General features: G+C 67.3%; 27 protein-coding genes. 16 read left to right on the forward strand and 11 right to left on the reverse strand.

Translation table 11 applies throughout. The features are described 5' to 3' along the window. The first annotated feature begins 4 nt into the window (after positions 1 to 4). Positions 5 to 1,657 (forward strand): thiamine pyrophosphate-binding protein, encoded by a 1,653-nt coding sequence (locus RZN05_RS11290; RefSeq protein ID WP_317226712.1) that lies wholly within the window; start codon positions 5 to 7, stop codon positions 1,655 to 1,657. 40 nt (positions 1,658 to 1,697) lie between these two features. Continuing rightward, entirely contained in the window at positions 1,698 to 1,937 is a 240-nt protein-coding gene (locus tag RZN05_RS11295) for a hypothetical protein (protein ID WP_317226713.1), read from the forward strand. A 53-nt stretch (positions 1,938 to 1,990) separates the two neighbouring features. Here RZN05_RS11295 and RZN05_RS11300 read toward each other — a convergent pair whose 3' ends face one another. Further along, positions 1,991 to 2,161 carry a CsbD family protein gene (locus tag RZN05_RS11300; RefSeq protein WP_317226714.1) on the reverse strand — a complete coding sequence of 57 codons (171 nt, stop codon included), beginning with the start codon at positions 2,159 to 2,161 and terminating at the stop codon, positions 1,991 to 1,993. Between the two features lie 91 nt (positions 2,162 to 2,252). Between RZN05_RS11300 and RZN05_RS11305 the strand changes: the two genes are divergently transcribed. Together RZN05_RS11305 and RZN05_RS11310 are read left to right on the forward strand one after the other, a co-directional pair. Beyond that, entirely contained in the window at positions 2,253 to 2,849 is a 597-nt protein-coding gene (locus tag RZN05_RS11305; protein ID WP_317226715.1) for a class I SAM-dependent DNA methyltransferase, read from the forward strand. Between the two features lie 39 nt (positions 2,850 to 2,888). After that, positions 2,889 to 3,680: a TSUP family transporter gene (locus RZN05_RS11310; RefSeq protein ID WP_317226716.1), complete on the forward strand. Its 792-nt coding sequence runs from the start codon at positions 2,889 to 2,891 to the stop codon at positions 3,678 to 3,680. Here the strand turns inward: RZN05_RS11310 and thiS are convergent. Then, positions 3,677 to 4,681, reverse strand: a complete 1,005-nt coding sequence (gene thiS, locus RZN05_RS11315; protein WP_317226717.1) for a sulfur carrier protein ThiS — start codon at positions 4,679 to 4,681, stop codon at positions 3,677 to 3,679. The two genes, RZN05_RS11310 and thiS, sit on opposite strands and share 4 nt — an antisense overlap. A 137-nt stretch (positions 4,682 to 4,818) precedes the next feature. On the opposite strand from thiS, the gene aroQ reads away from it, so the two are divergent. The 12 genes from aroQ to bfr all read left to right on the forward strand — a co-directional run bounded on the left by aroQ (position 4,819) and on the right by bfr (position 16,719). Further along, positions 4,819 to 5,253, forward strand: a complete 435-nt coding sequence (gene aroQ, locus RZN05_RS11320) for a type II 3-dehydroquinate dehydratase (protein ID WP_317226718.1) — start codon at positions 4,819 to 4,821, stop codon at positions 5,251 to 5,253. Between the two features lie 63 nt (positions 5,254 to 5,316). Further along, on the forward strand, positions 5,317 to 5,766 hold the full coding sequence (gene accB, locus RZN05_RS11325; RefSeq protein ID WP_317227610.1) for an acetyl-CoA carboxylase biotin carboxyl carrier protein: 450 nt from the start codon (positions 5,317 to 5,319) through the stop codon (positions 5,764 to 5,766). A 6-nt stretch (positions 5,767 to 5,772) separates the two neighbouring features. Further along, a complete protein-coding gene (gene accC, locus RZN05_RS11330; protein WP_317226719.1) occupies positions 5,773 to 7,125 on the forward strand; it encodes an acetyl-CoA carboxylase biotin carboxylase subunit in 1,353 nt (450 codons plus the stop codon). A gap of 180 nt (positions 7,126 to 7,305) precedes the next feature. Next, entirely contained in the window at positions 7,306 to 9,231 is a 1,926-nt protein-coding gene (locus tag RZN05_RS11335) for a S9 family peptidase (RefSeq protein WP_317226720.1), read from the forward strand. Between the two features lie 14 nt (positions 9,232 to 9,245). Then, complete coding sequence (gene arsC / locus RZN05_RS11340) at positions 9,246 to 9,581, forward strand: arsenate reductase (glutaredoxin) (RefSeq protein ID WP_317226721.1); 336 nt, start codon at positions 9,246 to 9,248, stop codon at positions 9,579 to 9,581. Positions 9,582 to 9,634: 53 nt separating this feature from the next. Next, complete coding sequence (locus RZN05_RS11345; protein ID WP_317227611.1) at positions 9,635 to 11,029, forward strand: phospholipase D-like domain-containing protein; 1,395 nt, start codon at positions 9,635 to 9,637, stop codon at positions 11,027 to 11,029. Between the two features lie 95 nt (positions 11,030 to 11,124). Then, complete coding sequence (purL, locus tag RZN05_RS11350) at positions 11,125 to 13,344, forward strand: phosphoribosylformylglycinamidine synthase subunit PurL (protein ID WP_317226722.1); 2,220 nt, start codon at positions 11,125 to 11,127, stop codon at positions 13,342 to 13,344. 197 nt (positions 13,345 to 13,541) lie between these two features. Then, positions 13,542 to 13,967 carry a hypothetical protein gene (locus RZN05_RS11355; protein WP_317226723.1) on the forward strand — a complete coding sequence of 142 codons (426 nt, stop codon included), beginning with the start codon at positions 13,542 to 13,544 and terminating at the stop codon, positions 13,965 to 13,967. A 36-nt stretch (positions 13,968 to 14,003) separates the two neighbouring features. Further along, a complete protein-coding gene (locus RZN05_RS11360) occupies positions 14,004 to 14,678 on the forward strand; it encodes a nitroreductase family protein (RefSeq protein WP_317226724.1) in 675 nt (224 codons plus the stop codon). Between the two features lie 8 nt (positions 14,679 to 14,686). Then, positions 14,687 to 15,898: a DUF418 domain-containing protein gene (locus RZN05_RS11365; protein ID WP_317226725.1), complete on the forward strand. Its 1,212-nt coding sequence runs from the start codon at positions 14,687 to 14,689 to the stop codon at positions 15,896 to 15,898. A gap of 74 nt (positions 15,899 to 15,972) precedes the next feature. After that, on the forward strand, positions 15,973 to 16,143 hold the full coding sequence (locus tag RZN05_RS11370; RefSeq protein ID WP_317226726.1) for a (2Fe-2S)-binding protein: 171 nt from the start codon (positions 15,973 to 15,975) through the stop codon (positions 16,141 to 16,143). A gap of 93 nt (positions 16,144 to 16,236) precedes the next feature. Then, complete coding sequence (gene bfr / locus RZN05_RS11375; RefSeq protein ID WP_317226727.1) at positions 16,237 to 16,719, forward strand: bacterioferritin; 483 nt, start codon at positions 16,237 to 16,239, stop codon at positions 16,717 to 16,719. A gap of 139 nt (positions 16,720 to 16,858) precedes the next feature. Here the strand turns inward: bfr and RZN05_RS11380 are convergent, their stop codons facing one another. The 9 genes from RZN05_RS11380 to RZN05_RS11420 all read right to left on the reverse strand — a co-directional run bounded on the left by RZN05_RS11380 (position 16,859) and on the right by RZN05_RS11420 (position 24,126). Then, entirely contained in the window at positions 16,859 to 17,275 is a 417-nt protein-coding gene (locus RZN05_RS11380; RefSeq protein ID WP_394804802.1) for an Hpt domain-containing protein, read from the reverse strand. 138 nt (positions 17,276 to 17,413) lie between these two features. Next, positions 17,414 to 18,790 carry a ribosome biogenesis GTPase Der gene (gene der, locus RZN05_RS11385; protein ID WP_317226729.1) on the reverse strand — a complete coding sequence of 459 codons (1,377 nt, stop codon included), beginning with the start codon at positions 18,788 to 18,790 and terminating at the stop codon, positions 17,414 to 17,416. 213 nt (positions 18,791 to 19,003) lie between these two features. Then, a complete protein-coding gene (locus tag RZN05_RS11390) occupies positions 19,004 to 20,326 on the reverse strand; it encodes an outer membrane protein assembly factor BamB family protein (protein WP_317226730.1) in 1,323 nt (440 codons plus the stop codon). Continuing rightward, positions 20,323 to 21,030, reverse strand: coding sequence for a tetratricopeptide repeat protein (locus tag RZN05_RS11395; protein ID WP_317226731.1), 708 nt, complete (start codon positions 21,028 to 21,030; stop codon positions 20,323 to 20,325). Before RZN05_RS11395 ends, RZN05_RS11390 begins: the two co-directional genes overlap by 4 nt. Positions 21,031 to 21,107: 77 nt before the next feature. Then, positions 21,108 to 21,965, reverse strand: coding sequence for a 3-methyl-2-oxobutanoate hydroxymethyltransferase (panB, locus tag RZN05_RS11400; protein WP_317226732.1), 858 nt, complete (start codon positions 21,963 to 21,965; stop codon positions 21,108 to 21,110). A gap of 47 nt (positions 21,966 to 22,012) precedes the next feature. Then, positions 22,013 to 22,453 carry a hypothetical protein gene (locus tag RZN05_RS11405; RefSeq protein WP_317226733.1) on the reverse strand — a complete coding sequence of 147 codons (441 nt, stop codon included), beginning with the start codon at positions 22,451 to 22,453 and terminating at the stop codon, positions 22,013 to 22,015. Between the two features lie 67 nt (positions 22,454 to 22,520). Next, complete coding sequence (locus tag RZN05_RS11410; protein WP_317226734.1) at positions 22,521 to 22,868, reverse strand: ArsC family reductase; 348 nt, start codon at positions 22,866 to 22,868, stop codon at positions 22,521 to 22,523. 112 nt (positions 22,869 to 22,980) lie between these two features. Beyond that, positions 22,981 to 23,352: a VOC family protein gene (locus RZN05_RS11415; protein WP_317226735.1), complete on the reverse strand. Its 372-nt coding sequence runs from the start codon at positions 23,350 to 23,352 to the stop codon at positions 22,981 to 22,983. 84 nt (positions 23,353 to 23,436) lie between these two features. Then, positions 23,437 to 24,126 carry a helix-turn-helix transcriptional regulator gene (locus tag RZN05_RS11420; RefSeq protein WP_317226736.1) on the reverse strand — a complete coding sequence of 230 codons (690 nt, stop codon included), beginning with the start codon at positions 24,124 to 24,126 and terminating at the stop codon, positions 23,437 to 23,439. Positions 24,127 to 24,139: the final 13 nt, after the last annotated feature.

Below are 24,139 nucleotides of genomic sequence, written 5' to 3' on the forward strand. Positions count from 1 at the left end.
GCGCATGACCAAGCTTCGCACCGGCGGCCGCATCCTTGTCGACAACCTGCTCGCACAAGGCTGCGATCGAATCTTCCATGTGCCCGGCGAGAGCTTCCTCGCGGTGCTCGACGCGCTCCACGACACGCCCGAGATCGACGTGGTGACATGCCGGCAGGAGGGCGGGGTGGGCTTCATGGCCTGCGCCGACGGGGCGATGACCGGACGCCCGGGGGTCGCCTTCGTCACGCGCGGACCGGGCGCGACCAACGCCTCGATCGGCGTGCATGTCGCGATGCAGGATTCGCAGCCGATGATCCTGTTCATCGGCGACGTCGACCGCGGGATGCGCGACCGCGAAGGTTTCCAGGAAGTCGATTTTCCCGCGATGTTTGCGCCGCTCGCCAAATGGGCGACCCGAATCGAGGACGCCGCGCGGATCCCCGAATATATCGCGCGCGCATGGCAGGTCGCCCAGGCAGGACGCCCCGGCCCGGTGGTGATCGCACTCCCCGAGGACATGCTGCGGGACGAAGTCGAGGCGCTCGACCGTCCGCCGCTGCCGCGAGTCAACCAGGCGCCGGACCGGCACGCGATGCAGGCGATGGCGGGGCTGATGCAGCAGGCCGAGCGCCCGATCGCGATCGTCGGCGGCGCGGGCTGGACCCCCGCCGCGGGCGCCGCCTTCGCCACCTTTGCCGAGCGGATCGGCCTGCCCGTCGCCAGCGCCTTCCGCCGCCAGGACGCGCTCCCTGCGGGGTCGACCGCCTATGCCGGCAATCTCGGCTATGGTCCCAATCCCAAGCTCGTCTCGCGGATCCGGGGTGCCGACCTGATCCTGGCGGTCGGCACGCGGCTGGGCGAGGCGACGACCGACGGCTATGCGCTGATCACCCCCGATCATCCGGGACAGACGCTGATCCACGTCCACCCCGACCCCAACGAGATCGGCCGCGTCTATCGCGCCGATGTCGCGATCTGCGCCGACATGGCGAGCTTCACGGCAGCGGCGAGCCACGAGAATATCGGCGCGGTGCGCGGCGGCGCGGCGCGCGAGGCGCATGCCGAATGGCTCGACTGGTCGACGCCCCGCCCGCGCGAAGGCGTGACGCTCGATCTTGGCCAGTGCGTGCTGGCGATGCGCGAGGCGATGCCGGCCGACACCATCATCTGCAATGGCGCGGGCAATTTCTCGGCGTGGTGGCATCGGTACTGGCGCTACGGCCCCCAGCCCTCGCAGCTCGCTCCCACTGCCGGCGCGATGGGCTATGGCGTCCCTGCAGCGGTCGCCGGCAAGCTGCGCGCGCCCGAACGACACGTGGTCGCGCTGGCCGGCGACGGCGACTTCCTGATGAACGGCCAGGAGCTCGCCACTGCGGTCCAGCACCATGCCGACATCCTCGTCCTCGTCATCGACAACGGCGCCTACGGCACGATCCGCATGCACCAGGAGCGTGAATATCCGTCGCGCCTCTCGGGGACCAAGCTGCACAATCCCGATTTCACCGCGCTCGGCCGCGCCTATGGCGCCTGGTCCGAAACGGTCGAGCGGACCGAGGATTTCGCCCCCGCGCTCGCCCGCGCGCTGGCCGAGACCGGGGTTCGGCTGCTACACCTCAAGACCGACGTCGAATTCATCAGCCCGGCCACCACGATCAGCGCGATTCGCGGGAGCTGAGCGGCACGCGGCCTCTATAATGGAGGCGAGGGAGATCGGCATGGGTTGGAAGAGCGCGCATATCGGCAAGGAAGGCGACCCGTTCGCGCTTTCGGGCGTCAAGGTATGGCACGAGCAATGGCGCTGGCTCGGCAGCAAGACCGTGATGCTGCCCAATCCGCTCGAGCCCGGCCAGACCCAGTCGTACATGGTCTGCGAGATCGGCAACGTGCGCCGCCCGGTCCGCTTCGCCGCGAGCAAGCTGGCGAGCGGGCTCTGGTCGTTCTACGTCCCCGACTGACGCGAAAAGGGCGGCCCCTTGCGGAGCCGCCCCTTCCTGCGAGACGTCCAGCGTCAGATGTCGTCGCCGAGCGCACCCTTGACCTTGCCGGCGAACTGCTGGCCCTTGCCCTTCAGCTCCTGCGCGGCGCCTTCGTCGCGGGTCTCGGGATTGTTGCTCTCCTGCTTGACCTTGCCAATCGCCTCATTGACGTTGCCCTTGATCTTGTCGACGAGTTCGCCCATGATTTCAAACTCCTAGCCAGAATCGGCGCGTGACTGCGCCCAGTATGTGCGTGCTCCTCAACAACGGTTCACGGCCTGCGGGGTTCCTGCGATGCCCGATCGGATTGCCGAACATTATGAGCGCCACGCCCACGCGTTCGACGCAGCCCGCAGCAGGGACCTCGTCGAACAAGCCTGGCTCGACCGCTTTCTGCTCGCCGTACCCAAAAGCGGACATATCCTCGATCTTGGCTGCGGCGCCGGCGAACCGATCGCCCGTTACCTGATCGATCGCGACCGCCACCTCACCGGCGTCGACGTCTCCGAGCGGATGATCACCCTCGCCCGCACCCGGTTCGGTCGGCACCGCTGGATCTGCGGCGACATACGCGCGGTCGAAGTCGAAGGGCCGTTCCACGGCGTAATCGCCTGGGACAGCCTCTTCCATCTCCGCCCGGAGGAGCAGGCGGAAATGATCGCAAAAGCGGCGGAATGGCTGGAGCCCGGCGGCGCCCTGCTGTTCAACACCGGCTCGGCGCGGGACGTGACGATCGGCTGCCAGTTCGGCGACGAACTCTACCATGCCAGCCTGGCGCCCGCCGAGTATCGCGCATTGTTCGCCGAGCATGGGATGATCGAAGTCGCCTTCGCTCCCGACGATCACGCCACCGGCGGCAGAACGATCTGGCTGGTGCGCAGGCAGCAGTGAATCCTTTGTGCCGACGGGAGATCGCGGCTAGCGGGCGGCATGCAGCTGTCCTTCGAAGTCCTGACATTCTTGCTTGCCATCGCGTTCCTGGCGGGCGCCGTGGACGCGCTTGCCGGCGGCGGCGGCCTACTGACGATTCCCGCGCTGATGGCGGCCGGCATCCCGCCCGTGTCCGCGATCGCCACCAACAAGCTGCAGAGTACGATCGGGACCTCCTCGGCGTTCTTGACCTTCCTGCGCGCCGGTCACGTCGACCTGCGGCAATTCGCCCTGCCCGCAATCGGTGCGTTCGCGGGTTCGATCGCGGGCGCCACGGCAGTCCAGTTCATCGATCCCGCCTTCCTGGCGGCGTTCGTGCCGATCCTGCTGGTCGCGATGGGGATGTACTTCCTGCTCGCGCCGCCGATGAGCGATGTCGAGCGTCACGCGCGGATCGGCCGCGGGGCGCTGACGCTGATCGTCACGGCAATCGGTTTCTATGACGGCTTTTTCGGCCCTGGCACCGGCTCGTTCCTTACGACTGCGCTGGTCGCGCTGGCCGGGCTTGGGCTTGTACGCGCGATCGCGAATACCAAGTTCCTCAATCTCGCCACCAACTTTGCGGGACTGCTCGCGATGGTCGCGGGCGGCAAGGTGCTGTGGCTGCTCGGACTGGGCATGGCCGGGGCAAACGTGGCGGGCAATCAGCTCGGCGCGCGCCTAGCGATCCGATTTGGCGGCAAGGGCGTTCGCCCGCTGCTGGTGGTAATGTCGTTCGCGTTGACGATCAAACTGCTCTCCGACCCTGCCAATCCGTTGTGGCGCGCGATCGGCTGGACGCCGCAGTTCTAGATCAGCCCCGCCAGCGGGCTGCTCGGATCGGCATAGCGCCGCTTGGGCATGCGGCCCGCGCGGTACGACAGCCTTCCCGCCTCCACCGCCGCCTTCATCGCCGCCGCCATCAGCACCGGGTCCTTGGCCTCGGCGATCGCGGTGTTCATCAGCACGCCGTCGCAGCCCAGTTCCATCGCCACCGCCGCGTCGCTCGCCGCGCCGACGCCGGCATCGACCAGCACCGGCACCTTGGCGCCCTCGACGATCAGCCGGATCGTCACCTGGTTCTGGACACCGAGCCCTGATCCGATCGGCGCGCCGAGCGGCATGATCGCCACGGCGCCGACATCCTCGAGCCGCTTCGCCGCGATCGGATCGTCTACGCAATAGACCATCGGCTTGAAGCCTTCCTTGGCCAGGATCTCGGTCGCGCGCAGCGTCTCGACCATGTCGGGATAGAGCGTCCGCGCCTCGCCGAGCACTTCGAGCTTGACCAGCTCCCAGCCCCCCGCCTCGCGCGCCAGCCGCAGCGTGCGGATCGCGCTCTCGGCATCGAAGCAGCCCGCGGTGTTGGGCAGGTAGGTGATCTTCTTGGGATCGATATAATCGGTGAGCATCGGCGCGTTGGGGTCGCTGACGTTGACCCGGCGCACCGCGACGGTGACGATCTCCGCCCCGCTCGCCGCCACCGCCGCGGCGTTCTGCTCGAAATCCTTGTACTTGCCGGTGCCGACGATCAGTCGCGAGCGGAAGGTCTTGCCCGCGACGCTCCACGTGTCTTCGTCGATCGGCCGGGCATGGTCGCCCCCCCCAACGAAATGAACGATCTCGAGCTCGTCGCCGTCGCCGACGATCACCTCGCCCAGCGTCGAGCGCGGCACCACTTCGAGGTTGCGCTCGACCGCGATCTTCTCGGGCACCATGCCGAGCTGCTCGGCAAGTTGCAGGAGGGTGAGGCCCGCGGAGACGCGCTTGTGCTCGCCGTTGACGACAATGCTGACGGTACCGTCGGTGTGCACGCGCTGTAACCTCCGTTCGGGCTGAGCCGCCCTTCGACAAGCTCAGGGCGAACGGGAAAGGGCCAGCGGCCCGATTTGATCGCTGACGCTGGCTCATATAGAGGCGATGCACGGACCCGCAACCGAAAGGCACCGGCTTGGCCGATACGATCTACGTCCTCAACGGCCCCAACCTCAATCTGCTGGGGCTGCGCGAGCCGGAGATCTACGGCTCGGCGACGCTCGACGACATTGCCGGCGACCTGGAAGACCGTGCGCGCGACCTCGACCTCGAGATCGACCTGCGCCAGTCGAACCACGAAGGCCACCTCATCGACTGGCTGCACGAGGCGCAGGCCCGCGGCGCCAAGGCGGTGCTGCTCAATGCCGGTGCGTTCACCCACACCAGCCTGGCGCTCTACGACGCGATCCGCGCGATCAAGACGCCGGTGATCGAAGTCCATCTCTCCAACCCGCATGCGCGCGAGGAATATCGTCACCACAGCTATGTCGGCATGGCGGCGAAGGGAACCATCGCCGGTTTCGGTGCGCTGTCCTATACGCTTGCGCTTGAAGCCGCGGCGCGTCTCTGACATGAGCGCGCGCTTTCATCGAATGAAGGGTCGCTTGTGACCGAAGACAACAGACAGGGTGCGATGCACGTCGATATTCAGCTGGTCCGCCAGCTCGCCGCCGTGCTCGACGAGACGCAGCTTACCGAAATCGAAGTCGAGGACGGCGAACGCCGCGTGCGCGTCGCGCGCACCGTGACCGCCGCCCCGGCAGTGCACTATGCTCCCGCCCCGGCCGCAGCGGCACCGATCGCCGCCGCCGCGCCCGCCGAAGTCGGCGCACCCGCGCCCGCCCCCGCGGCGAACGCAGTCAAGTCGCCGATGGTCGGCACCGCATATCTCAAGCCCAATCCCGAGGCGAAAAGCTTCGTCGGCGTGGGCGACAAGGTCGCCGCGGGCGACACGCTGCTGATCATCGAGGCGATGAAGGTAATGAACCCGATCCAGGCACCCGCCGCCGGTACGGTCAAAGCCATCCTCGTCGAGAACGGCCAGCCGGTCGAGTTCGATCAGCCGCTCGTCGTCGTCGAGTAAATCGCCTTGGCCGAGATCAAGAAGCTCCTGATCGCCAATCGCGGCGAGATCGCGCTCCGCATCCATCGTGCCTGCCACGAGATGGGGATCAAGACCGTCGCGGTGCATTCGACCGCCGACGCCGACGCAATGCACGTCCGCCTGGCGGACGAGGCGATCTGCATCGGGCCGCCCGCCGCGGCCGAGAGCTATCTCAACATCCCCAACATCATCGCCGCTGCCGAGATATCGGGCGCCGATGCGATCCATCCGGGCTATGGCTTCCTCTCGGAGAACGCCCAGTTCGCCGAGATCGTCGAGGCGCACGGGCTGCTCTTCGTCGGGCCCAAGCCCGAGCACATCCGCACGATGGGCGACAAGATCGAGGCCAAGCGCACCGCGGGCGCGCTGGGGCTGCCGCTCGTCCCTGGCTCGGACGGGGCGATCAGCGACGTCGCCGAGGCAAAGGCCATCGCCGAGAAGGCCGGCTATCCGGTGATCATCAAGGCCGCGTCGGGCGGCGGCGGGCGCGGCATGAAGGTCGTCCACTCCGCTTCCGAGCTCGAAGCGCAGATGCTCCAGGCCGGCAGCGAGGCCAAGGCCGCGTTCGGCGACGCCACCGTCTATCTCGAAAAGTATCTCGGCAATCCGCGCCACATCGAATTCCAGGTGTTCGGCGACGGCGAGGGCAATGCGATCCACCTGGGCGAGCGCGACTGCTCGCTCCAGCGCCGCCACCAGAAGGTGCTCGAGGAAGCGCTGTCGCCCGTGATCACGCCCGAGGAACGCGCGCGCATGGGCGGCATCGTCGCCAAGGCGATGGCCGATATGGGCTATCGCGGCGCGGGGACGATCGAGTTTCTGTGGGAAGACGGCGAGTTCTACTTCATCGAGATGAACACCCGGCTCCAGGTCGAGCATCCGGTGACCGAGATGATCACCGGGCTCGACCTCGTCCGCGAGCAGATCCGCGTCGCGGAGGGACATCCGCTCTCGGTCCGCCAGGACGAGATCGAATTCCGGGGCCATGCGATCGAATGCCGGATCAACGCGGAGGATCCCAAGACCTTCGCTCCCTCGCCGGGCACGGTCAGCTACTTCCATGCCCCCGGCGGCATGCACGTCCGCGTCGATAGCGGCATCTACGCCGGCTATCGCATCCCGCCTTATTATGATTCGATGATCGCCAAGCTGATCGTCTATGGCCGCACCCGCGAGGGCTGCATCCGCCGCCTGCGCCGCGCGCTCGAGGAGTTCGTGGTCGAAGGTGTCAAGACGACGATCCCGCTCCACCAGGCGCTGCTCGACGATCCCGAATTCCAGGCCGGCAGCTACACGATCAAGTGGCTCGAGGAGTGGCTGGCCAAGCAAGAGGGGTGACCTCTCTTAGCCCCTCCCCTTCAGAGGAGGGGTTGGGGTGGGGCCTGTCCGCAAGCGCCGGACTCGGTGAGACTTACACGCCCCACCCCCAACCCCTCCCCTGAAGGGGAGGGGCTTATGCTCGCCCTTCCCCCTCCTCCACCACTCTGGCAGGATCGCGCCACAACCGGGGGAATCACCATGAAGCGCCTGCTCGCCACCACCGCACTCGTCTTCGCCCTGCCTGCAGCGGCTCAGGTCAAGACCCCCGACCGCCCGGTCACCGACCCCAAGACCGTCGAATCTCCCGCCAACCCACAGGCGCGCAGCGTCCCGCTCACCGATATCGGCGCGTCGCGCAGCCTCGGCAGCACTGCCTGGAGCACCGACGGCAAGCACATCTTCGTCGCGACCAACCTCTCTGGCCGCACCAACATCTGGCGCACCGATGCCGCAGGCAGCTGGCCGGTCCAGCTCACTCAGTCCGACGACAGCCAGACCGGCCTCGCGCCCTCCGCCGACGGCAAGTATCTCTATTTCCGCCAGGATGTCGGCGGCAACGAGTATCATGACGTCTATCGCGTGCCGGTGAACGGCGGCGCGGTCGAGAACCTCACCAACTCGCCTGACGTGCGCGAGCAATCGCTCCTCGTCGGCCCGAGCGGCGGGCTGGTAGCGCTGGCGACCAAGGCGCGCGCCGAGGGCCAGACCAACCTCGCGGTGATGGACGCCACGGGCAAGGTGCGCGCGCTCACCAAGGAAGCCGACCCCCAATATGGCTGGTCCCCGGTCGCCTGGATCGACGGCGGCAAGGCACTTATCGCCAATCGCGACCGGATCGATTCGAAGGTCGGCGAAGTCTGGCGCGTCGATGTCGCCACCGGTGCCGCGACCAAGCTGATCGGCAAGGCGGACACCGTCTATGGCGCGGCCGACGCCAGCCCGGACGGCAAATGGCTCGCGGTCAGCACCAACGAGGGCACCGGGCAATATCATGCCGGCCTCTACGACACTGCGAGCAACGCGTGGAAATGGCTCAAGCCGACGCCCTGGGAGCAGACCGTCAGCGCGTTCACCCGCGATGGCAAGGCGCTGATCTTCGCGATCAACGCCGACGCGCGCACCACGCTTTATCGCTACGATCTGGCGAGCGGCGCCGAGACGGCGCTGACCATCCCCGCCGGGCTCAACTACCTCGCCGGCAACGATCCCCGCTCGCCCGACGGCCGCACGCTGCTGGTCAGCCATTCGGGCGCCGACTCGCCGACCAACCTCTACCTCTACGATCTGACGAGCGGCACGTCGCGCGCGGCCACCCAGCTCGCGATCGCCAGCCTGCTGCCCGAGGCACTGCCCAAGTCGCAGGTCGTCACCTACAAGAGCTTCGACGGCACGCTGGTCAGCGCGGTCGTCACGATGCCCGCCAACCGCAAGCGCGACGCTAGCAGCCCGGCGATCGTCCTCCCGCACGGCGGCCCCACCGGCCAGACCCAGGACGGCTACAGCCGCTACGCCACGGCCTTCGCCAGCCGCGGCTACGTAGTGATCCAGCCCAATTTCCGCGGCTCGACCGGCTACGGCAAGGCGTTCCAGGAGGCGAACTTCAAGGATCTGGGCGGCGGCGACCTCAAGGACACGATCGCCGCCAAGAAGTTCCTCGTCGACACCGGCTATGTCGATGCCAAGCGCGTCGGGATCTTCGGCGGCAGCTATGGCGGGTTCATGACCTTGATGGCGATCGGCCGCGCGCCCGACGAGTTCGCCGCGGCGGTGCAATGGTATGGCATCATCAATTGGCGGACGATGTACCGCGACCAGGACGAACTGCTGAAGGCCTATCAGCGCGGGCTGCTCGGCACGCCCGAGAGCGATCCCAAGGTCTATGACGCCGCCTCGCCGCTCACCTATATCCGCAACGCCAAGGCGCCGCTGCTGACGATCCAGGGTGAGAACGACATCCGCGTCCCCAAGGGCCAGGCGCAGGAAGTCCACGACATCCTCAAGGCCAAGGGCAATATCGTCGAGACGATCTATTACCCCGCCGAGGGCCACGGCTTCCAGAAGCGCGAGAACCAGCTCGATTCGCTCACCCGGACGGTGGCGTGGTTCGACAAATATTTGAAGTGATCGGAGCGTACAGCGTGAAGGCCGTCATCTACCACAATCCCCGCTGCTCGAAGTCGCGCGAGGCGCTCGCGATCCTCCAGGATGCCGGCGCCGAGGTCGAGATCGTCGAATATCTCAAGACCCCGCCCTCGCGCGCGAAGCTCGCCGAGCTCTACGCGCGCGCCGGCATGGCGCCCCGCCAGGGGCTCCGGATGGCCGAAGCCGCCGCCAAGCCGCTCAAGTCCGCCGACGACGATACGATCCTCGACGCGATGGTCGCCGATCCGCTGCTGATCGAGCGCCCGCTGGTCGAGACCGAAAAGGGCGTCCGCCTCGGCCGCCCGCCCGAAAAGGTCCGCGAGATCTTGTGACTAGGCTGATCCGGCCGGGCACCAACGCCTGGCGTGTCGAGCAAGCCGTACGCATGTCGGTCATCGTCGATGCGGAAGATTATTTCCGCGCGGCGCGTGATGCGATGCTCACCGCGAAGCACCAGATCCTTTTGATCGGCTGGGATTTCGATGCGCGCATCCGCCTCGCCGATCCGCCCGAGCAAGCGCCCGACGCGCCCGAGGAGGTCGGCGAATTCATCACCTGGCTTGCACGGCGCAATCCGGCGCTCAACGTGCATCTGCTGCGCTGGGACATTGGCGGGCTCAAGTCGATCCTCCACGCGCGCACCCTGGCGACGATCGCGCGCTGGACGCTCCACCCGCGCATCCATCCCAAGCTCGACAGCCATCACCCCCACGGCGCGTCGCATCACCAGAAGATCGTGGTGATCGACGATTGCCTGGCCTTTTGCGGCGGCATCGACATGACCCGCGGCCGTTGGGACACCCGCGCCCACCACGACGATGAGCCGCGCCGCGTCGATCCCGACGGGTCGCGCTACATGCCGTGGCACGACGCCACCACTGCGCTCCAGGGACCGATCGCCCGCGCGCTCGGCGAACTCTGCCGCGAGCGCTGGGCACTGGCAGGCGGCAAGCCGATCGCACCGCCGCCCCATGTCGAGGCATGCTGGCCGGATTGCCTCACGCCCCATTTCACCGACGTCCCCGCCGCAATCTCGCGCACCCAGCCCGAGATGCAGGGCGAAGCGGCGATCCACGAGATCGAGCAGCTCTATCTCGATCTGATCGCGCGCGCGAAGCGGACGATCTACGCCGAGAGCCAGTATTTCGCCTCGCGCCGTATCGCCGAGGCGATCGCGCGCCGGCTCGACGAGCCCGACGGCCCCGAGATCGTCATCGTCAATCCGCAAGAGGCCGATGGCTGGCTCGAGCAGGTCGCGATGGATACCGCCCGCGCCCGCCTGGTCGAGGCGCTGCGCAAGCGCGACACGCACGGCCGGCTGCGCATCTACCACCCATTCACCGCCGGCGGCGCGGCCATCTACGTCCACGCCAAGGTGTTCGTGGTCGACGACACCGTGCTGCGCGTCGGCTCGTCGAACTTCAACAATCGCTCGCTCCGCCTCGACACCGAATGCGACGTGACGATCGAATGCGCCGAGCCCGGCGACGCACTGTGCACCCAGATCGCCGCGATCCGCGACGATCTGCTCGCCGAGCATCTCGGCTGCGACGCCGAGGAGATCGCCCGGACGATCGCCGACAAGGGCTCGCTGATCGCCGCGATCGAGCTGCTCCGCCACCGCCAGGGCCGCACGCTACGCCCCTACGAGACTCCCGATCTCGGCGACGTCACCAAATGGCTCGCCGATAACGAAGTGCTCGATCCCGAAAATCCGGAGGACCTGTTCGAGCCGATGGCCGGCGGCGGGCTGTTCAGGAAGATCCGCAAGCCCTTCTAAGCTCCTCTCCTTCAGGGGTGCGGGTTATTGATGGGGCAATTTGGGCTGACGCACCGGGGTGACGAACCGATGCGCCCCCGCTAAGGGCTGCGCCCATGACTCAGATCACGCCCGAGATCGTCGCCGAGCACGGCCTGTCCCCCGAGGAATATGAGCGCGTCCTCCACGCGATGGGGCGCGAGCCCAACCTCACCGAGCTTGGGATCTTTTCGGTGATGTGGTCCGAGCATTGCAGCTACAAATCCAGCCGCGTCCATTTGAAGAAGCTCCCCACCACCGGCCCCCAGGTGATCTGCGGTCCGGGCGAGAACGCCGGGGTCGTCGATATCGGCGACGGCCAGGCGGCTATCTTCAAGATGGAGAGCCATAACCATCCGTCGTACATCGAGCCGTATCAGGGTGCCGCGACCGGCGTCGGCGGGATCCTGCGCGACGTGTTCACGATGGGCGCGCGCCCGGTCGCCAACCTCAACGCGCTGCGCTTCGGCCGCCCCGACCATCCCAAGATGCGCCACCTCATCGCCGGCGTGGTCCACGGCATCGGCGGCTACGGCAATTGCGTCGGCGTCCCCACGGTCGGCGGCGAAGTCAATTTCCACCCGGCCTATGACGGCAACATCCTCGTCAACGCGATGACCGTCGGCGTCGCGCAGACCGACAAGATCTTCTATTCGGCCGCGTCGGGCGTCGGCAATCCGATCGTCTATGTCGGCTCGAAGACCGGCCGTGACGGCATCCACGGTGCGACGATGGCCTCGGCCGATTTCGGCGAGGATTCGGAAGAGAAGCGCCCTACCGTCCAGGTAGGCGACCCCTTCACCGAGAAGCTGCTGATCGAAGCGTGCCTCGAACTGATGGCCAGCGACGCGATCGTCGCGATCCAGGACATGGGCGCCGCGGGCCTCACTTCCTCCTCGGTCGAGATGGCGTCGAAGGGCGGCGTCGGCATCGAGCTGGTCATGGACGATGTCCCCCAGCGCGAAGCCGGGATGACGCCGTACGAGATGATGCTGAGCGAGAGCCAGGAGCGCATGCTCATGGTCTTGAAGCCCGGCCGCGAGGATTTCGCCAAGGCGATCTTCCAGAAGTGGGAACTCGATTTCGCCGTGATCGGCCATGTCACCGATACCGGCCGAATGGTGCTCAAGTGGAAGGGCGAAACCGTCGCCGACATTCCGCTCGCCCCGCTCGCCGACGAAGCGCCGCTCTACGATCGTCCGCATGTGCCGACGCCCAAGCGCGCGCCGCTCACCGACGTGCCCGAGAGCCAGGATCCCGCCGCCGACCTCGTCAAGCTGATGGGCTCGCCCGACATCGCCAGCCGCCGCTGGATCTGGGAGCAATACGACACCCAAGTCGGCGCCGACACCGTCCAGCGACCGGGCGGCGACGCCGCGGTGGTCCGCGTCCACGGCACCGCCAAGGGCCTCGCGATCACCACCGATTGCACCCCGCGCTATTGCTTCGCCGATCCGGTCGAAGGCGGCCGCCAGGCCGTCGCTGAGGCATGGCGCAACCTCACCGCGGTCGGCGCCAATCCGCTCGCAGTGACCAACTGCCTCAACTTCGCGAACCCGCAGCGCCCGGAGATCATGGGCCAGATCGTCGGCTGCCTCGAAGGCATGTCGGAAGCGTGCGTCGCGCTCGACTTCCCGATCGTCTCGGGCAACGTCTCGCTCTACAACGAGTCCAAGGCGACCGGCGGCGGCTCGGCGATCCTTCCCACCCCCGCGATCGGCGGGCTCGGCCTGCTCGCCGACTGGTCGAAGAGTTGCACGATCGCGTTCAAGGGCGTCGGCGACACCGTGCTCGCGATCGGCGAGCGCGGCGGCGATCTCGGCCAGTCGATCTGGCTGCGCGAGCTCCACGGCCGCGAGGACGGCCCGCCCCCGCCCGTCGACCTCGCCGCCGAGCGCCGCACCGGCGACTTCATCCGCGCCCAGATCGCCGCGGGCGCGATCACCGCATGCCACGATGTCTCCGACGGCGGCATGGCAGTGGCGCTCGCCGAGATGGCGTTGGCGTCGGACATCGGCGTGCTGGTCAACGAGCCCCAGCCCTTCGGCATCGCCGGCTCGCTGTTCGGCGAGGACCAGGGGCTCTACCTCGTCACCGTCTGCGATTCGTGCCTCGCCGACTTCATGGTCGCCGCGCACAAGGCCGACGTCCCCGCCGACCCGCTCGGCCGCACGATCAAGGACCGCATCATCTTCGAGCTCGACGAAGGCGACTGGACGGTGTCGCTCGCCGACCTGCGCACCGCGCACGAAGGCTTCTTCCCCACGCTGATGGGCGCGGACGCCGCGCTGGCGTAGCCAGATAAAAGCCCTCTCCCCCTTGGGGAGAGGGTTGGGAGAGGGGCAGGACGCCAGCGTCACGGCGCTCTGCTTCCGAATCAGGACACACCGCCCCTCTCCCCGGCCCTCTCCCCAAAGGGGGGAGGGAGCCCGCGCTTCGCAAACCCCTTCCCCCTCCGCCAATAGCAGCTAAGCTGCCCGGCCGGAGGTGCTCGATGACCGCAGGCTATTCCGACACGCCGCTCGCCGCCAAGCTGGGGCTCAAGCGCGGCATGCGCTGCTGGTTCCACAACATGCCCGAGAGCGTGCGCGCGCAGATCGATCCCGAGGGCGCGGGGATCGAGGAGCAGCCGACCGCGTCGGACGGGCTGCAATGCGTCCACCTCTTCGTCACCGAGCGTGCCCGGCTCAAGCGCGAGCTCGCCGCACTGCAGCCGCTGATGGCGCCCAACGGCTTTCTCTGGGTGTCCTGGCCCAAAAAGGCGGCCAAGCTCGATACCGACATCACCGAGGACGTCATCCGCGAGGTCGCGCTGCCGCGCGGGCTGGTCGATATTAAAGTTTGCGCGGTCGATATGACATGGTCCGCGCTCAAGCTGATGATCCGAAAGGAAAATCGGACAGTTCCGCAAAATAGTTGACTGTTCCTTAATCAGGATGTGTGCATAGTATCGAATATGCCGCATCGCGATGCGCTTCCCTGGCGGCCCTATCCGCCCCTGACCGATGGCGAGCGCGTCGTGCGCGCGCGCGCGTTCAGCGATGCCATGTCCTCGCGTCGCAGCTGCCGAATGTTCAGCGAGGCCCGGGTGCCGCGAGACGTGATCGAGGCGGCGCTCGCCGCGGCCGGATCGGCCCCCAGCGGCGCCAATCGCCAGCCGTGGCACTTCGCGGTGGTTTCGTCGGACGAAGCCAAGTGCGCGATCCGCGTCGCCGCCGAGGAAGAGGAGCGCGCTTTCTACAACGGTCGCGCCGGGAGCGAATGGCTCGACGCGCTCTGGCCGCTCGGCACCGGCGCCGACAAGCCCTATCTCGAGGTCGCGCCCTGGCTGATCGTGGTATTCGCCCAGCGCCGCGGCGGTCCCGACCCTGATAACCTCAAGCAGAATTATTACGTCACCGAGAGCGTCGGCATCGCCTGCGGACTGCTGCTCGCGACGCTGCACCAGGCGGGCGTCGCGACTCTGGTCCACACCCCCAGTCCGATGCGTTTCCTCAACCGGGTGTGCCGTCGCCCCGAGCATGAGAAGCCGCTGATGGTGATCGTCGCCGGGCATCCGAGCGCCGATGCAACGATCCCGGCCACTGCGCTCGACAAGAAGACGCTGGAGCAGACCGCTAGCTGGCTGTAGCCAGCCGCATGGACACCGCCCCGCCCCCGCACGCCCGCCTTGCCGCGCTCGACGTGGTGCGCGGCGTCGCGGTGCTCGGCATCCTGCTGCTCAACATCGTCAGCTTCGCCATGCCCGAGGCGGCCTATGTCAATCCGCGCGCCTATGGCGGCTGGCGCGGCGCCGATCTTGCGGTGTGGGCAGTCAATTTCGTGCTGTTCGACGGCAAGATGCGCGGGCTGTTCTCGTTCCTGTTCGGCGCGTCGATGCTGCTGGTGATCGACCGCGCCGAGGCGAAAGGCGAGGACGCCGCCTCGATCCATTATCGCCGGATGGGATGGCTGCTGGCGTTCGGGCTCGCGCACCTCTGGCTGATATGGAAGGGCGACATCCTCGCGCATTATGCGCTGGTGGGGATGCTGGCATTCGGCCTGCGCGATTTGCCGGTCGGGCGAATGCTGGTGCTAGGCGGGTTGCTGATCGCCGCGACAACGGTGCTGTCGGCCACGATTCCTGCCGCCGTCTTCCACGGACAGGCGATCGAGGCACTCAACCGAACCTTCGGCGTGCCCTCCGCCGCGGAGATCGCGCGCGAACTGGCACTCCATCGCGGCGGCTATGCCGCGCTGTTCCGCGCCCGCTTCGCCGAATATGCCACCATGCCGCTGACCATGCTGTGGCTCTACGGCCCCGAGACGCTCGCCTACATGCTGTTCGGCATGGCGGCGCTGCGCAGCGGCATGCTGCGGGGCGAATGGCCGCGCGAGCGCTACCGCCGCTGGCTCCGCGCCTGTTGGGGTATCGCGCTGCCCGTAGAGGCCGCGATCGCGATGTGGCTCATATTCACCCGGTTCGAGCTGTTCCCGGTCGCGCTGGGCGCCTGGACGCTCACGGTGCCCGTCCGTCCGCTGATGATCGCCGGATGGATCTGCGTGATCCTGCTGCTCGCCCGGCCCGGCGGCGCGCTGACCGATCGGCTCTCCGCGGCGGGACGGATGGCGTTCACCAACTATCTGCTGACCAGCCTGGTCTGTACGACGCTATTCTACGGCTATGGCCTGGGCTGGTACGGGCACCTTTCCCGCTGGCAGCTCTACCTCGTCGTCGCCGCGCTCTGGACAGCGATGCTGCTCTGGTCGAAGCCGTGGCTCGCGCGCTTCCGATTCGGCCCGTTCGAATGGCTCTGGCGCAGCCTGGCGCGCGGACGGCTCCAGCCACTGCGCGGCCCCGCCTCCGTATAAGTGCGAATGCCTCGCAATACCCTTGCGAATCGCTCGCAGTATCCGTAAGTCTCCTCTGGAAGCGAGAGGGTGCGATGGTCGTCTGCGTTTGCAATGCTATCCGGGAACAGGATGTCCGCGCCGCGGCGCGCGACGGCGCCACCAGCGCCTGCCAGGCCTATCGCGCGCTCGGCCGCAGCCCGAAGTGCGGCCAGTGCGTTCCGTTCGCGCGTGAGATTATCAATAACGAACGTGCGGCTGCGTAACGTTATCAACTGAAAAACCGCGGATTTCTGCGGTTTTCCGCGCTTGTTTTGTGCGCTATGGGCCTCCCTGACAATGATTAGGGAATGACGGTCATGAAGGGCGACGCAAAAGTCCTCGAATATCTGAACGAGGTGCTCAAGAACGAGCTCACGGCGATCAACCAATATTGGTTGCACTATCGCCTGCTCGACAATTGGGGCGTCAAGAAGCTCGCCGAACACGAGCGCCACGAATCGATCGACGAGATGAAGCACGCCGACAAGGTGGCGGAGCGCATCCTGTTCCTCGAAGGCCTGCCCAACTTCCAGCTGCTCGGACGGCTGCGCATCGGCGAGACCGTCGAAGAGATCCTGCGCGCCGACCTCGCGGTCGAAGTCGAGGCAGTCGCCGTGCTGCGCGACGCGATCGCGCATTGCGAGACCGTGCGCGACTATGTCAGCCGCGACCTGTTCCGCTGGATCCTCGAAAGCGAGGAAGAGCATATCGACACGCTCGAGCGCCAGTTCGACATGATCGCGCGGATGGGGCTCGAGAATTACATCCAGCTCAACAGCAAGGCCGAAGAAGCGAGCTGACGGCAAGGACGGGGGCTACCAAACCCCGTTCGTTTCGAGCGAAGTCGAGAAACGCTGCCCAACGCTCGCGGCTGTTTCTCGACTTCGCTCGAAACGAATGGGTTGAGGTGCAGCCCCTCCGGCTTTCGCCGGATGACGCTTAAAGGACCGGCCGCCGCCCGAACGCAGCGACGGGCTTGCGCGCCACCAGCGGGTTGGCTTCGCGCTCCAGCATGTCGAGCGTGGTCTCGAACAGCGGGCGCAGCTTTACGACATGCTCGAGCGCCTCGGTCGGCGTCTCGCGGCGCTCGATGCAGCCGCGCGCGATCATCTCGATCGTCTCGGCCACGTCGGACAGCGGATCGGCGCCGAACTGGCGCGCCTCGCCCTTGAGCGTGTGTGCGGGGATCACCATCGCGGTCGCATTCTGGCTGCGCATCGCATCCTCAATGCGATCGACCGACTTGATCCCGTCCTCGCGGAAATAGCCCAGAATGCGGACGAAATTGGCACCCAGCTCCGAGCGCGCCTGCTGGAAGCTGTCCCAGTTGACCAGCGGATCATTGGCAATCGTCACGTGCACACCCCACTAAGTACCCCCCACAGGTACTCCGGCGATGATAGGCGTCGAACGTAAACAGGGCGTTGATAGATGCGTCTGTGGCGTTTCCGGAAGCAATTCTAGACGCAAGCAAGTCGAATAGGGCCGTAGCGACTATCCGTTCTTGTCGCGGTCGAACGGGTTCTTGGGCGCGCGCAGGCTCAACCGCACCGGTACCGCGCCGAAATCGAACTCCTTCCGAAGCCCGTTGATCAGATAGCGCTGGTAGCTCATCGGCAGCAGGTCGACGCGCGTGCCGAACAGCACGAAGCTGGGCGGACGCGACTTGTTCTGGGTGATGTAGCGCGGCTTGATCCGCTTGCCGCCGGGCGCAGGCGGCGGGTTCGCCTCGATCGCACGCTCGAACCAGCGGTTAAGCTGCCCGGTCGAGACGCGGCGCGACCACGCCTCGCGCGTCTCGAACGCGACCTTCATCATCGTGTCGAGCCCCTTGCCGGTCACCGCCGAGACGGTGAGCAGCGGCACGCCCTTGACCTGCGCGAGCCCCTCGTCGAGCGCCTTCTTGACCCCGTTGAACAGGCTGGAGGCGTCTTCGGCGACGTCCCACTTGTTCATCACGATGATCAGCGCGCGGCCTTCCTGAAGCGAGCGATCGGCGATCTTGAGGTCCTGAACCTCCAGCCCGCGCGTCGCATCGAGCAGCAGCACCACGACTTCGGCGAAGTCGATCGCGCGCAGCGTGTCCATCACCGAGAGCTTTTCGAGCTTCTCCTCGACGCGCGCCTTCTTCCGCAGCCCAGCGGTGTCGATCAGCCGGACTTTCCGGCTCACGCCCTCGAAATCCTCCCACTCCCAATCGACCGAGATCGAATCGCGCGTGATACCGGCCTCGGGGCCGGTGATCATCCGGTCTTCGCCGAGCAGCCGGTTGACCAGGGTGGACTTGCCTGCGTTCGGACGCCCGACGATCGCCAGCTTGAGCGGCGCATCGGGCGCGTCCTCGTCCTCATCCTCGGCTTCGTCCTCCTCGTCGCGCTCGACATGCGGGAGCAGCGCCTCGAACAAATCGACCACGCCTTCGCCATGCTCGGCCGAGAAGGGGATCGGATCGCCCAGCCCCAATGCCATCGCCTCGAGGATGCCCGCCTCGCCGGCCTTGCCCTCGGCCTTGTTCGCCATCAGCACCACCGGGCGGTTGGTGCTGCGCAGCCAGCGGGCGATCTCCTCGTCGAGCGGCGTGACGCCGGCGCGCGAATCGATCAGGAACAGCGAGACGTCGGCCTCGCGCACCGCGGCCTCGGTCTGCGCGCGCATCCGGCCGGGGAGCGTCGCGGCGTCCTCGTCCTCATATCCGGCGGTATCCATCACCCGGAATTCGAGCCCGAGCAGGTTCGCCTCGCCCTCGCGGCGGTCGCGCGTCACGCCGGGCTGGTCGTCGACCAGCGCGAGCCGCTTGCCCACCAGCCGGTTGAACAGCGTCGACTTGCCGACATTCGGACGTCCGATGATCGCGACGGTGGGAAGAGGCATAAGGAAAACTCACTCCCCTCCCTGAAAGGGAGGGGCTGGGGGTGGGTGCGCGCGTCTGCGCGCCTCATAGACTCAATGGCGGCCGGAAACAAAGTAGCGGACGGGGCATCGAGCCCCGCCCGCTTCGATCGTATCCGTCATCCCGGCGAACACCGGGATCTCCTGCCGTATCGCGCCTTCGCCTGAGATCCCGGCGTTCGCCGGGATGACGGCTCAGCGATACGCGCTCAGCTTGCCCTTGTCGTCGAGCACGTAGAGCGTGTTGTTGGCCACCGTCAGCGGGAGCGTGATCGGCTCCTTGACGTCCATCGTCGAAGTCACGCTGCCGTCGGTCGGCGAGGCGAAGACGATCTCGCCCTCGCTGTTGCCGAGCACCAGCTTGCCGCCGGCCAGCACCGGGCCGACCCAGGCGATCGGGCCCTTAGACTTCTTCTCGTTCTTGAATCGGCGCAGCTGCGACATCCAGCGGATCTTGCCGGTGCCGCGCGCGATCGCGAGCAGGCGCGCATCGTCGGTGACGACGAACAGCCACTCGCCCGCCGCCCACGGCGTCGAGATGCCGGCGATGGTCTGCTCCCACAGCGGATTGCCGCTGGCGATGTCCATCGCGACCATCCGGCCGCCCTGCCCGATCGCATAGACGCGGCCCTGGTCGATCACCGGCTCGGCATCGATGTCCGACAGCGACGACACCGAGGTCGACATCGACGTGCGCGAAAGCACCACGTCCCACAGCGAGCGGCCGTTCTCGTAGCGATAGGCGTTGAGCTCGCCCGACGAGAAGCCCGCGACCACGGTGCCCTGCGCCGAGGCCGGCGCCGCGACGCCGAACACGCCCTGCGTCTCGAGGCTCGCCGAGACGGTCCAGCCGATCTCGCCGGTCTCCTGGGTGAGCGCGAAGAGCTGGTTGTCCTGCGTCACGACATAGACATTGCCGTTGGCAAGGCTCGGCGAACCGCGCAGCGGCCCGCCGGGACGCTTGCGCCACACCACGCTGCCGTCGGCGACGTTGAGCGCGACGACGTCGCCCAGGCCATTGGTCGCGAAGGCGCGCTCGCCCTCGACGCTGACGCCGCCGCCGAAGCGCACGCCCTTATTGTCGGTCCCCTCGGCGGTGCTGGCACGCCACAGCTCGGCGCCGGTATCGGCGGAGAGCGCATGGACCACGCCGCCGGTGTCGATCACGAACAGCTTGTTCTCCGAGACCACCGGCGAAGCGGCCAGCCGCTCCTTCTTCGAAGGCTTGGCGATGTCCTTGGTCCAGGCGCGCGACAGGCTCGCGCCCAAGGCGAGATGCCCCATCGACTTGGCCGCGTTGCCGCCGGGCTGGCGCCAGCCGTCGTTCGCCGCCGCCTCGGGCAGCAGCACGTCGACCGCCGCGAGCGACTTGTCCGCCGTGACGTCGCTTTCCGAGACCAGGATCGGCACGCGCTCGCCGAGCACGGGGGTCTTCTTGCCGCCGCCTTTGAAGACTCCGCAGCCGCTCACCATCGCGAGCGCCGCGAGAGCGGCAGTCACCCTCAGCTTGTTGTTCATTGGGCCTTGATATCCTTCGACTGATCGATGGCGTCGACACCGAGTACGCCCGCCAGCTGAACCGCGCGTTGACGGATCGATTCGGGCACCTTCTCGCCACCCTGTGCGATCTGCCCATAGAGCCTTCCGGCCTCGGCGCGGTTGCCGGCCTTGAGATACGCCGCGGCGACGAGCTCGCCGGCGGTGCCCAGCCAGGGCGAATTGGGATTGGTCAGGCCCTTCAGCCGATCGATCACGACCTGGGGCTTGAGGCCGTCATATTCGGCGACCGTCTGGCGGACGAGCGCGAGGTCGCGATAGGGCTGCTCGAACCTGGCGTTGTTCGCGACTTCGGCGAACTTGGCCGCGGCGCCCTTGGCATCGTTCTTCTGGAGCAGCAGATTGCCCTGCGCGATCCGCGCCATCGCGGCATAGCCCTCGCCGCCGTCCTTGGCGACCTTGTCGAGCTCGGGGATCGCCTTGTCGGCCTGGCCCTGCTCGGCGGCGCGCATCGCGGCGTCATAGGTCTCACCCTGCGCGCCGGCCTTGCTCGCCTGGTGATGCTGCCAATAGAGCCAGCCGCCGAGCGCGGCGAGGCCGAGGACGACCGCGCCGATGATCCACCGGCCATAGCGGCGGAAGATCTGCGTCGCCTGCTCGCGGCGATATTCCTCATCGACTTCGCGCAGAAAGGCTTCGTCAGTAGTACCGGGAGGAAGCGCCAAGGGTGACTCCGTGGGATGGGTGCGGGCGCCGGACCTTAGCCGCGCGCCCTGCTTAAGGAAAGATTGCTGCTACTGCCTCAGTCGCGCGCGGGATAGACCTGATCGGCGCTGGGAAAGTCCCGCGACCGGACTTGCGCGGCATAGGTCTCAACCGCGGCGGAAATGCGGCCAGCCAGATCGTCGTAGCGCTTGACGAAGCGCGGGGTGCGCTCGAACAGCCCGAGCATGTCCTCGGTCACCAGCACTTGCCCGTCGCACTGCGCCGACGCACCGATGCCGATCACCGGCACGCTCACCGCCGCGGTGATTTCGTTGGCGAGCTGCTCGACCACGCCCTCGGCGACGATCCCGAACGCCCCGGCATCGGCGATCGCGCGCGCATCGTCGAGGATGCTGGCATGTTCGGCATTGCTGCGCCCGCGCGCGCCATAGCCGCCGAGCGCGTTCACTGCCTGTGGGGTCAGCCCGATATGCCCCATCACCGGGATGCCGCGCCGGGTGAGGAACTCGACCACCGGCGCCATCGCGGTGCCGCCCTCGAGCTTCACCCCCGCCGCGCCGGTTTCGGCCATCACCCGCGCCGCCGATTCGAACGCGCGCTCGGGGCTCGCCTCATAGCTGCCGAACGGCAGGTCGACGATCACCACCGAATGCCAGCTCCCGCGCACCACTGCCGCCCCGTGCGCGATCATCATGTCGAGTGTCACCGGCAGCGTCGAGGGCAGCCCGTAGATCACCTGGCCCAGGCTGTCGCCGACCAGCAGCACGTCGCAATGCGGATCGAGCAGCTGCGCCATCCGCGTGGTGTAGGCGGTGAGCATCACCACCGGATCCTTGCCCTTGCGGTTGCGGATCGCGGGGACGGTCAGCCGCTTCATCGGCGCGGGCGTGGGATTGGCCCGGCTGGTGCCGGTGTCGAGCGTGTAGGTGGACATTGCGCGTCTCTAGTCGCTCGCGAAGCGCTACGCCAGCGACGCCGCGCTCAGTGGATCCAGCCGCGCCGCCCGGCGAACTGGGTCAGCCAGAGCTGGAACACTGCCACTGCGGCGATGAACAGCGGGAACGGCAGCGTGATCGCCGCCCCCTTGTGCGCGATCATGTCGGTGCCGAGGAAGACATAGCCGAACTGGACGATCACCGCGACGAGCGAGACGATGTAGAGCAGCGAGGCGAATTTCGAGCGGAGCAGCAAAGCGATCGACCCGAGCAGCCCGCCGCCCACCGCCGCGGCATAGACCGGATCGAACCAGCCCGGCAGCGCGGCGTAATAGGCGCGGTCCCAGTCGGTCGCCGCGGGGTCCATCGCTGCCCCCAGCGTCACGTGCATGTAGAAGGCGGCGCACCCCAGCAACCCCCACAGCACCAGCACGACCGCGACTGCGATGAACCAGCCCGGCGGCCGCTGCCGAAGATAGGTTGCCACGCATCCCTCCCATGCCTGCATTGGTTGGAAGGAACGTACCGCAAATCGAACGACCCGGCTATGGCCTTCAGAGCAAGGCGCGGGCGTAGAGATCGGGCTTGAACCCGATCAGGATCCCGCCGGGATGGTCGAGCACCGGGCGCTTGATCATCGAGGGTTGCGCCAGCATCAGCGCGGCCGCCTTGTCGGCGTCGAGCCCGGCCTTGTCGGCATCGGGAAGCTTCCGGAACGTGGTCCCGGCGCGGTTGAGGACGGTCTCCCACCCCTCCGCCGCGATCCACCGCGCCAGCCGCGCGGCGTCGATCCCCACCGCCTTGTAGTCGTGGAAATCATACGCGATGCCGTGCTCGTCGAGCCAGCTCCGCGCCTTCTTGATCGTGTCGCAATTCTTGATGCCGTACATCGTGACGGTCATGCGAATCCCCAATGTTGGTTGCGCCCCGCTTTAGCCATCCCGCACGCGAAAAGCAGCCGGTCGCCGTCGCGATCGGGGTGGCCCGACACCAAGGCCACCCCGGACGCGCGGTTCAAGCCGGCATCGGCGCGAACACGCGCAGACGGTGGCCATCGGGATCCACCGCGAGGAAGGTGGTGCCGAAGCTCATCTGGGTGGGCGCCTGGAGGATCGGCAGGCCGCGCTGCTGCCAGGCAAGATGCGCCGCCTCGACCGCTGCTGCATCGGCAACCGCGAACGCGACTTCGCTCGCGCCCGACTGCCCGGTGCCCTGCGGCTCGGCCATGTCGCTTTTCCACAGCCCCAGCATGACGCCGTCGCGCAGCGGCAGGATGGCGATGTCGGGTTTCTGCGCCACGATAGGGATGCCGAGAAGCTCGTGGTACAAGGCGGCGCTGGCGGCATGGTCCGCAACGTGCAGCAGCAGATAGGTGAAGTCGGGCATGGAAGTCTCCTCGGGCGCCGCACGCAGGATCGCGTGCCGGCAAGGAGCGCGATACGCCGCCCTACTGTCAGTTTATGGCAGTAGTCACTGCTCGGGGACGCCGCGGATCGCGTGCCATTGCTTGAGCATCACGGCGCGACGGCGGGGATACCGTTCTTCGGACGCGTCGAGCGCGGCGATCCGGTCGATCCGGAAATGGCGATAGTCGCCGCGCAACTCGCACCAGGCGACGATCACGCGCACGCGATCGTAAAATGCCATCGCGATCGGCCAGACGACGCGCGCGCTCACACTCCCCTGCCCGTCCGCATAGTCGATCCGGATCTTGCGCTCGGATCGGATCGCCTGGCGGATCGCAGCGATTTCCGCATCGCCTGCCGCGATCGGCTCGCCGGGACCGATCAGCAAGCCCGAGGTGTCGATATCCCGCTTGAGGTCGTCGGGAAGCACTGCGCCGATTTTCGCCAGCACGTTGCGCGCGGCCTTGCCCAATGCCCCGTCGGCACGCTCGGAAACCCATCGCGATCCGAGCACCAGCGCCTCGATCTCCTCCTCGGAAAACATCAGCGGCGGCAGCATGAAGCCAGGCCGCAGCACATAGCCGACTCCCGCCTCGCCCTCGATGTGCGCGCCCTGCGCCTTGAGGGTCTCGATATCGCGATACAGCGTGCGCAGCGACACGCCGAGTTCCTCGGCAAGAACGGCACCCGCAACCGCCCGTCGATGTCGGCGGAGAACCTGGATCAGATCGAGGAGGCGCTGCGCGCGCGACATAGCGGGTTCCCAC

Origin of the sequence: Sphingomonas sp. HF-S4, from assembly GCF_032911445.1 — a bacterium.
In the GTDB taxonomy this organism is placed as follows: Bacteria; Pseudomonadota; Alphaproteobacteria; order Sphingomonadales; family Sphingomonadaceae; genus Sphingomonas; species Sphingomonas agrestis.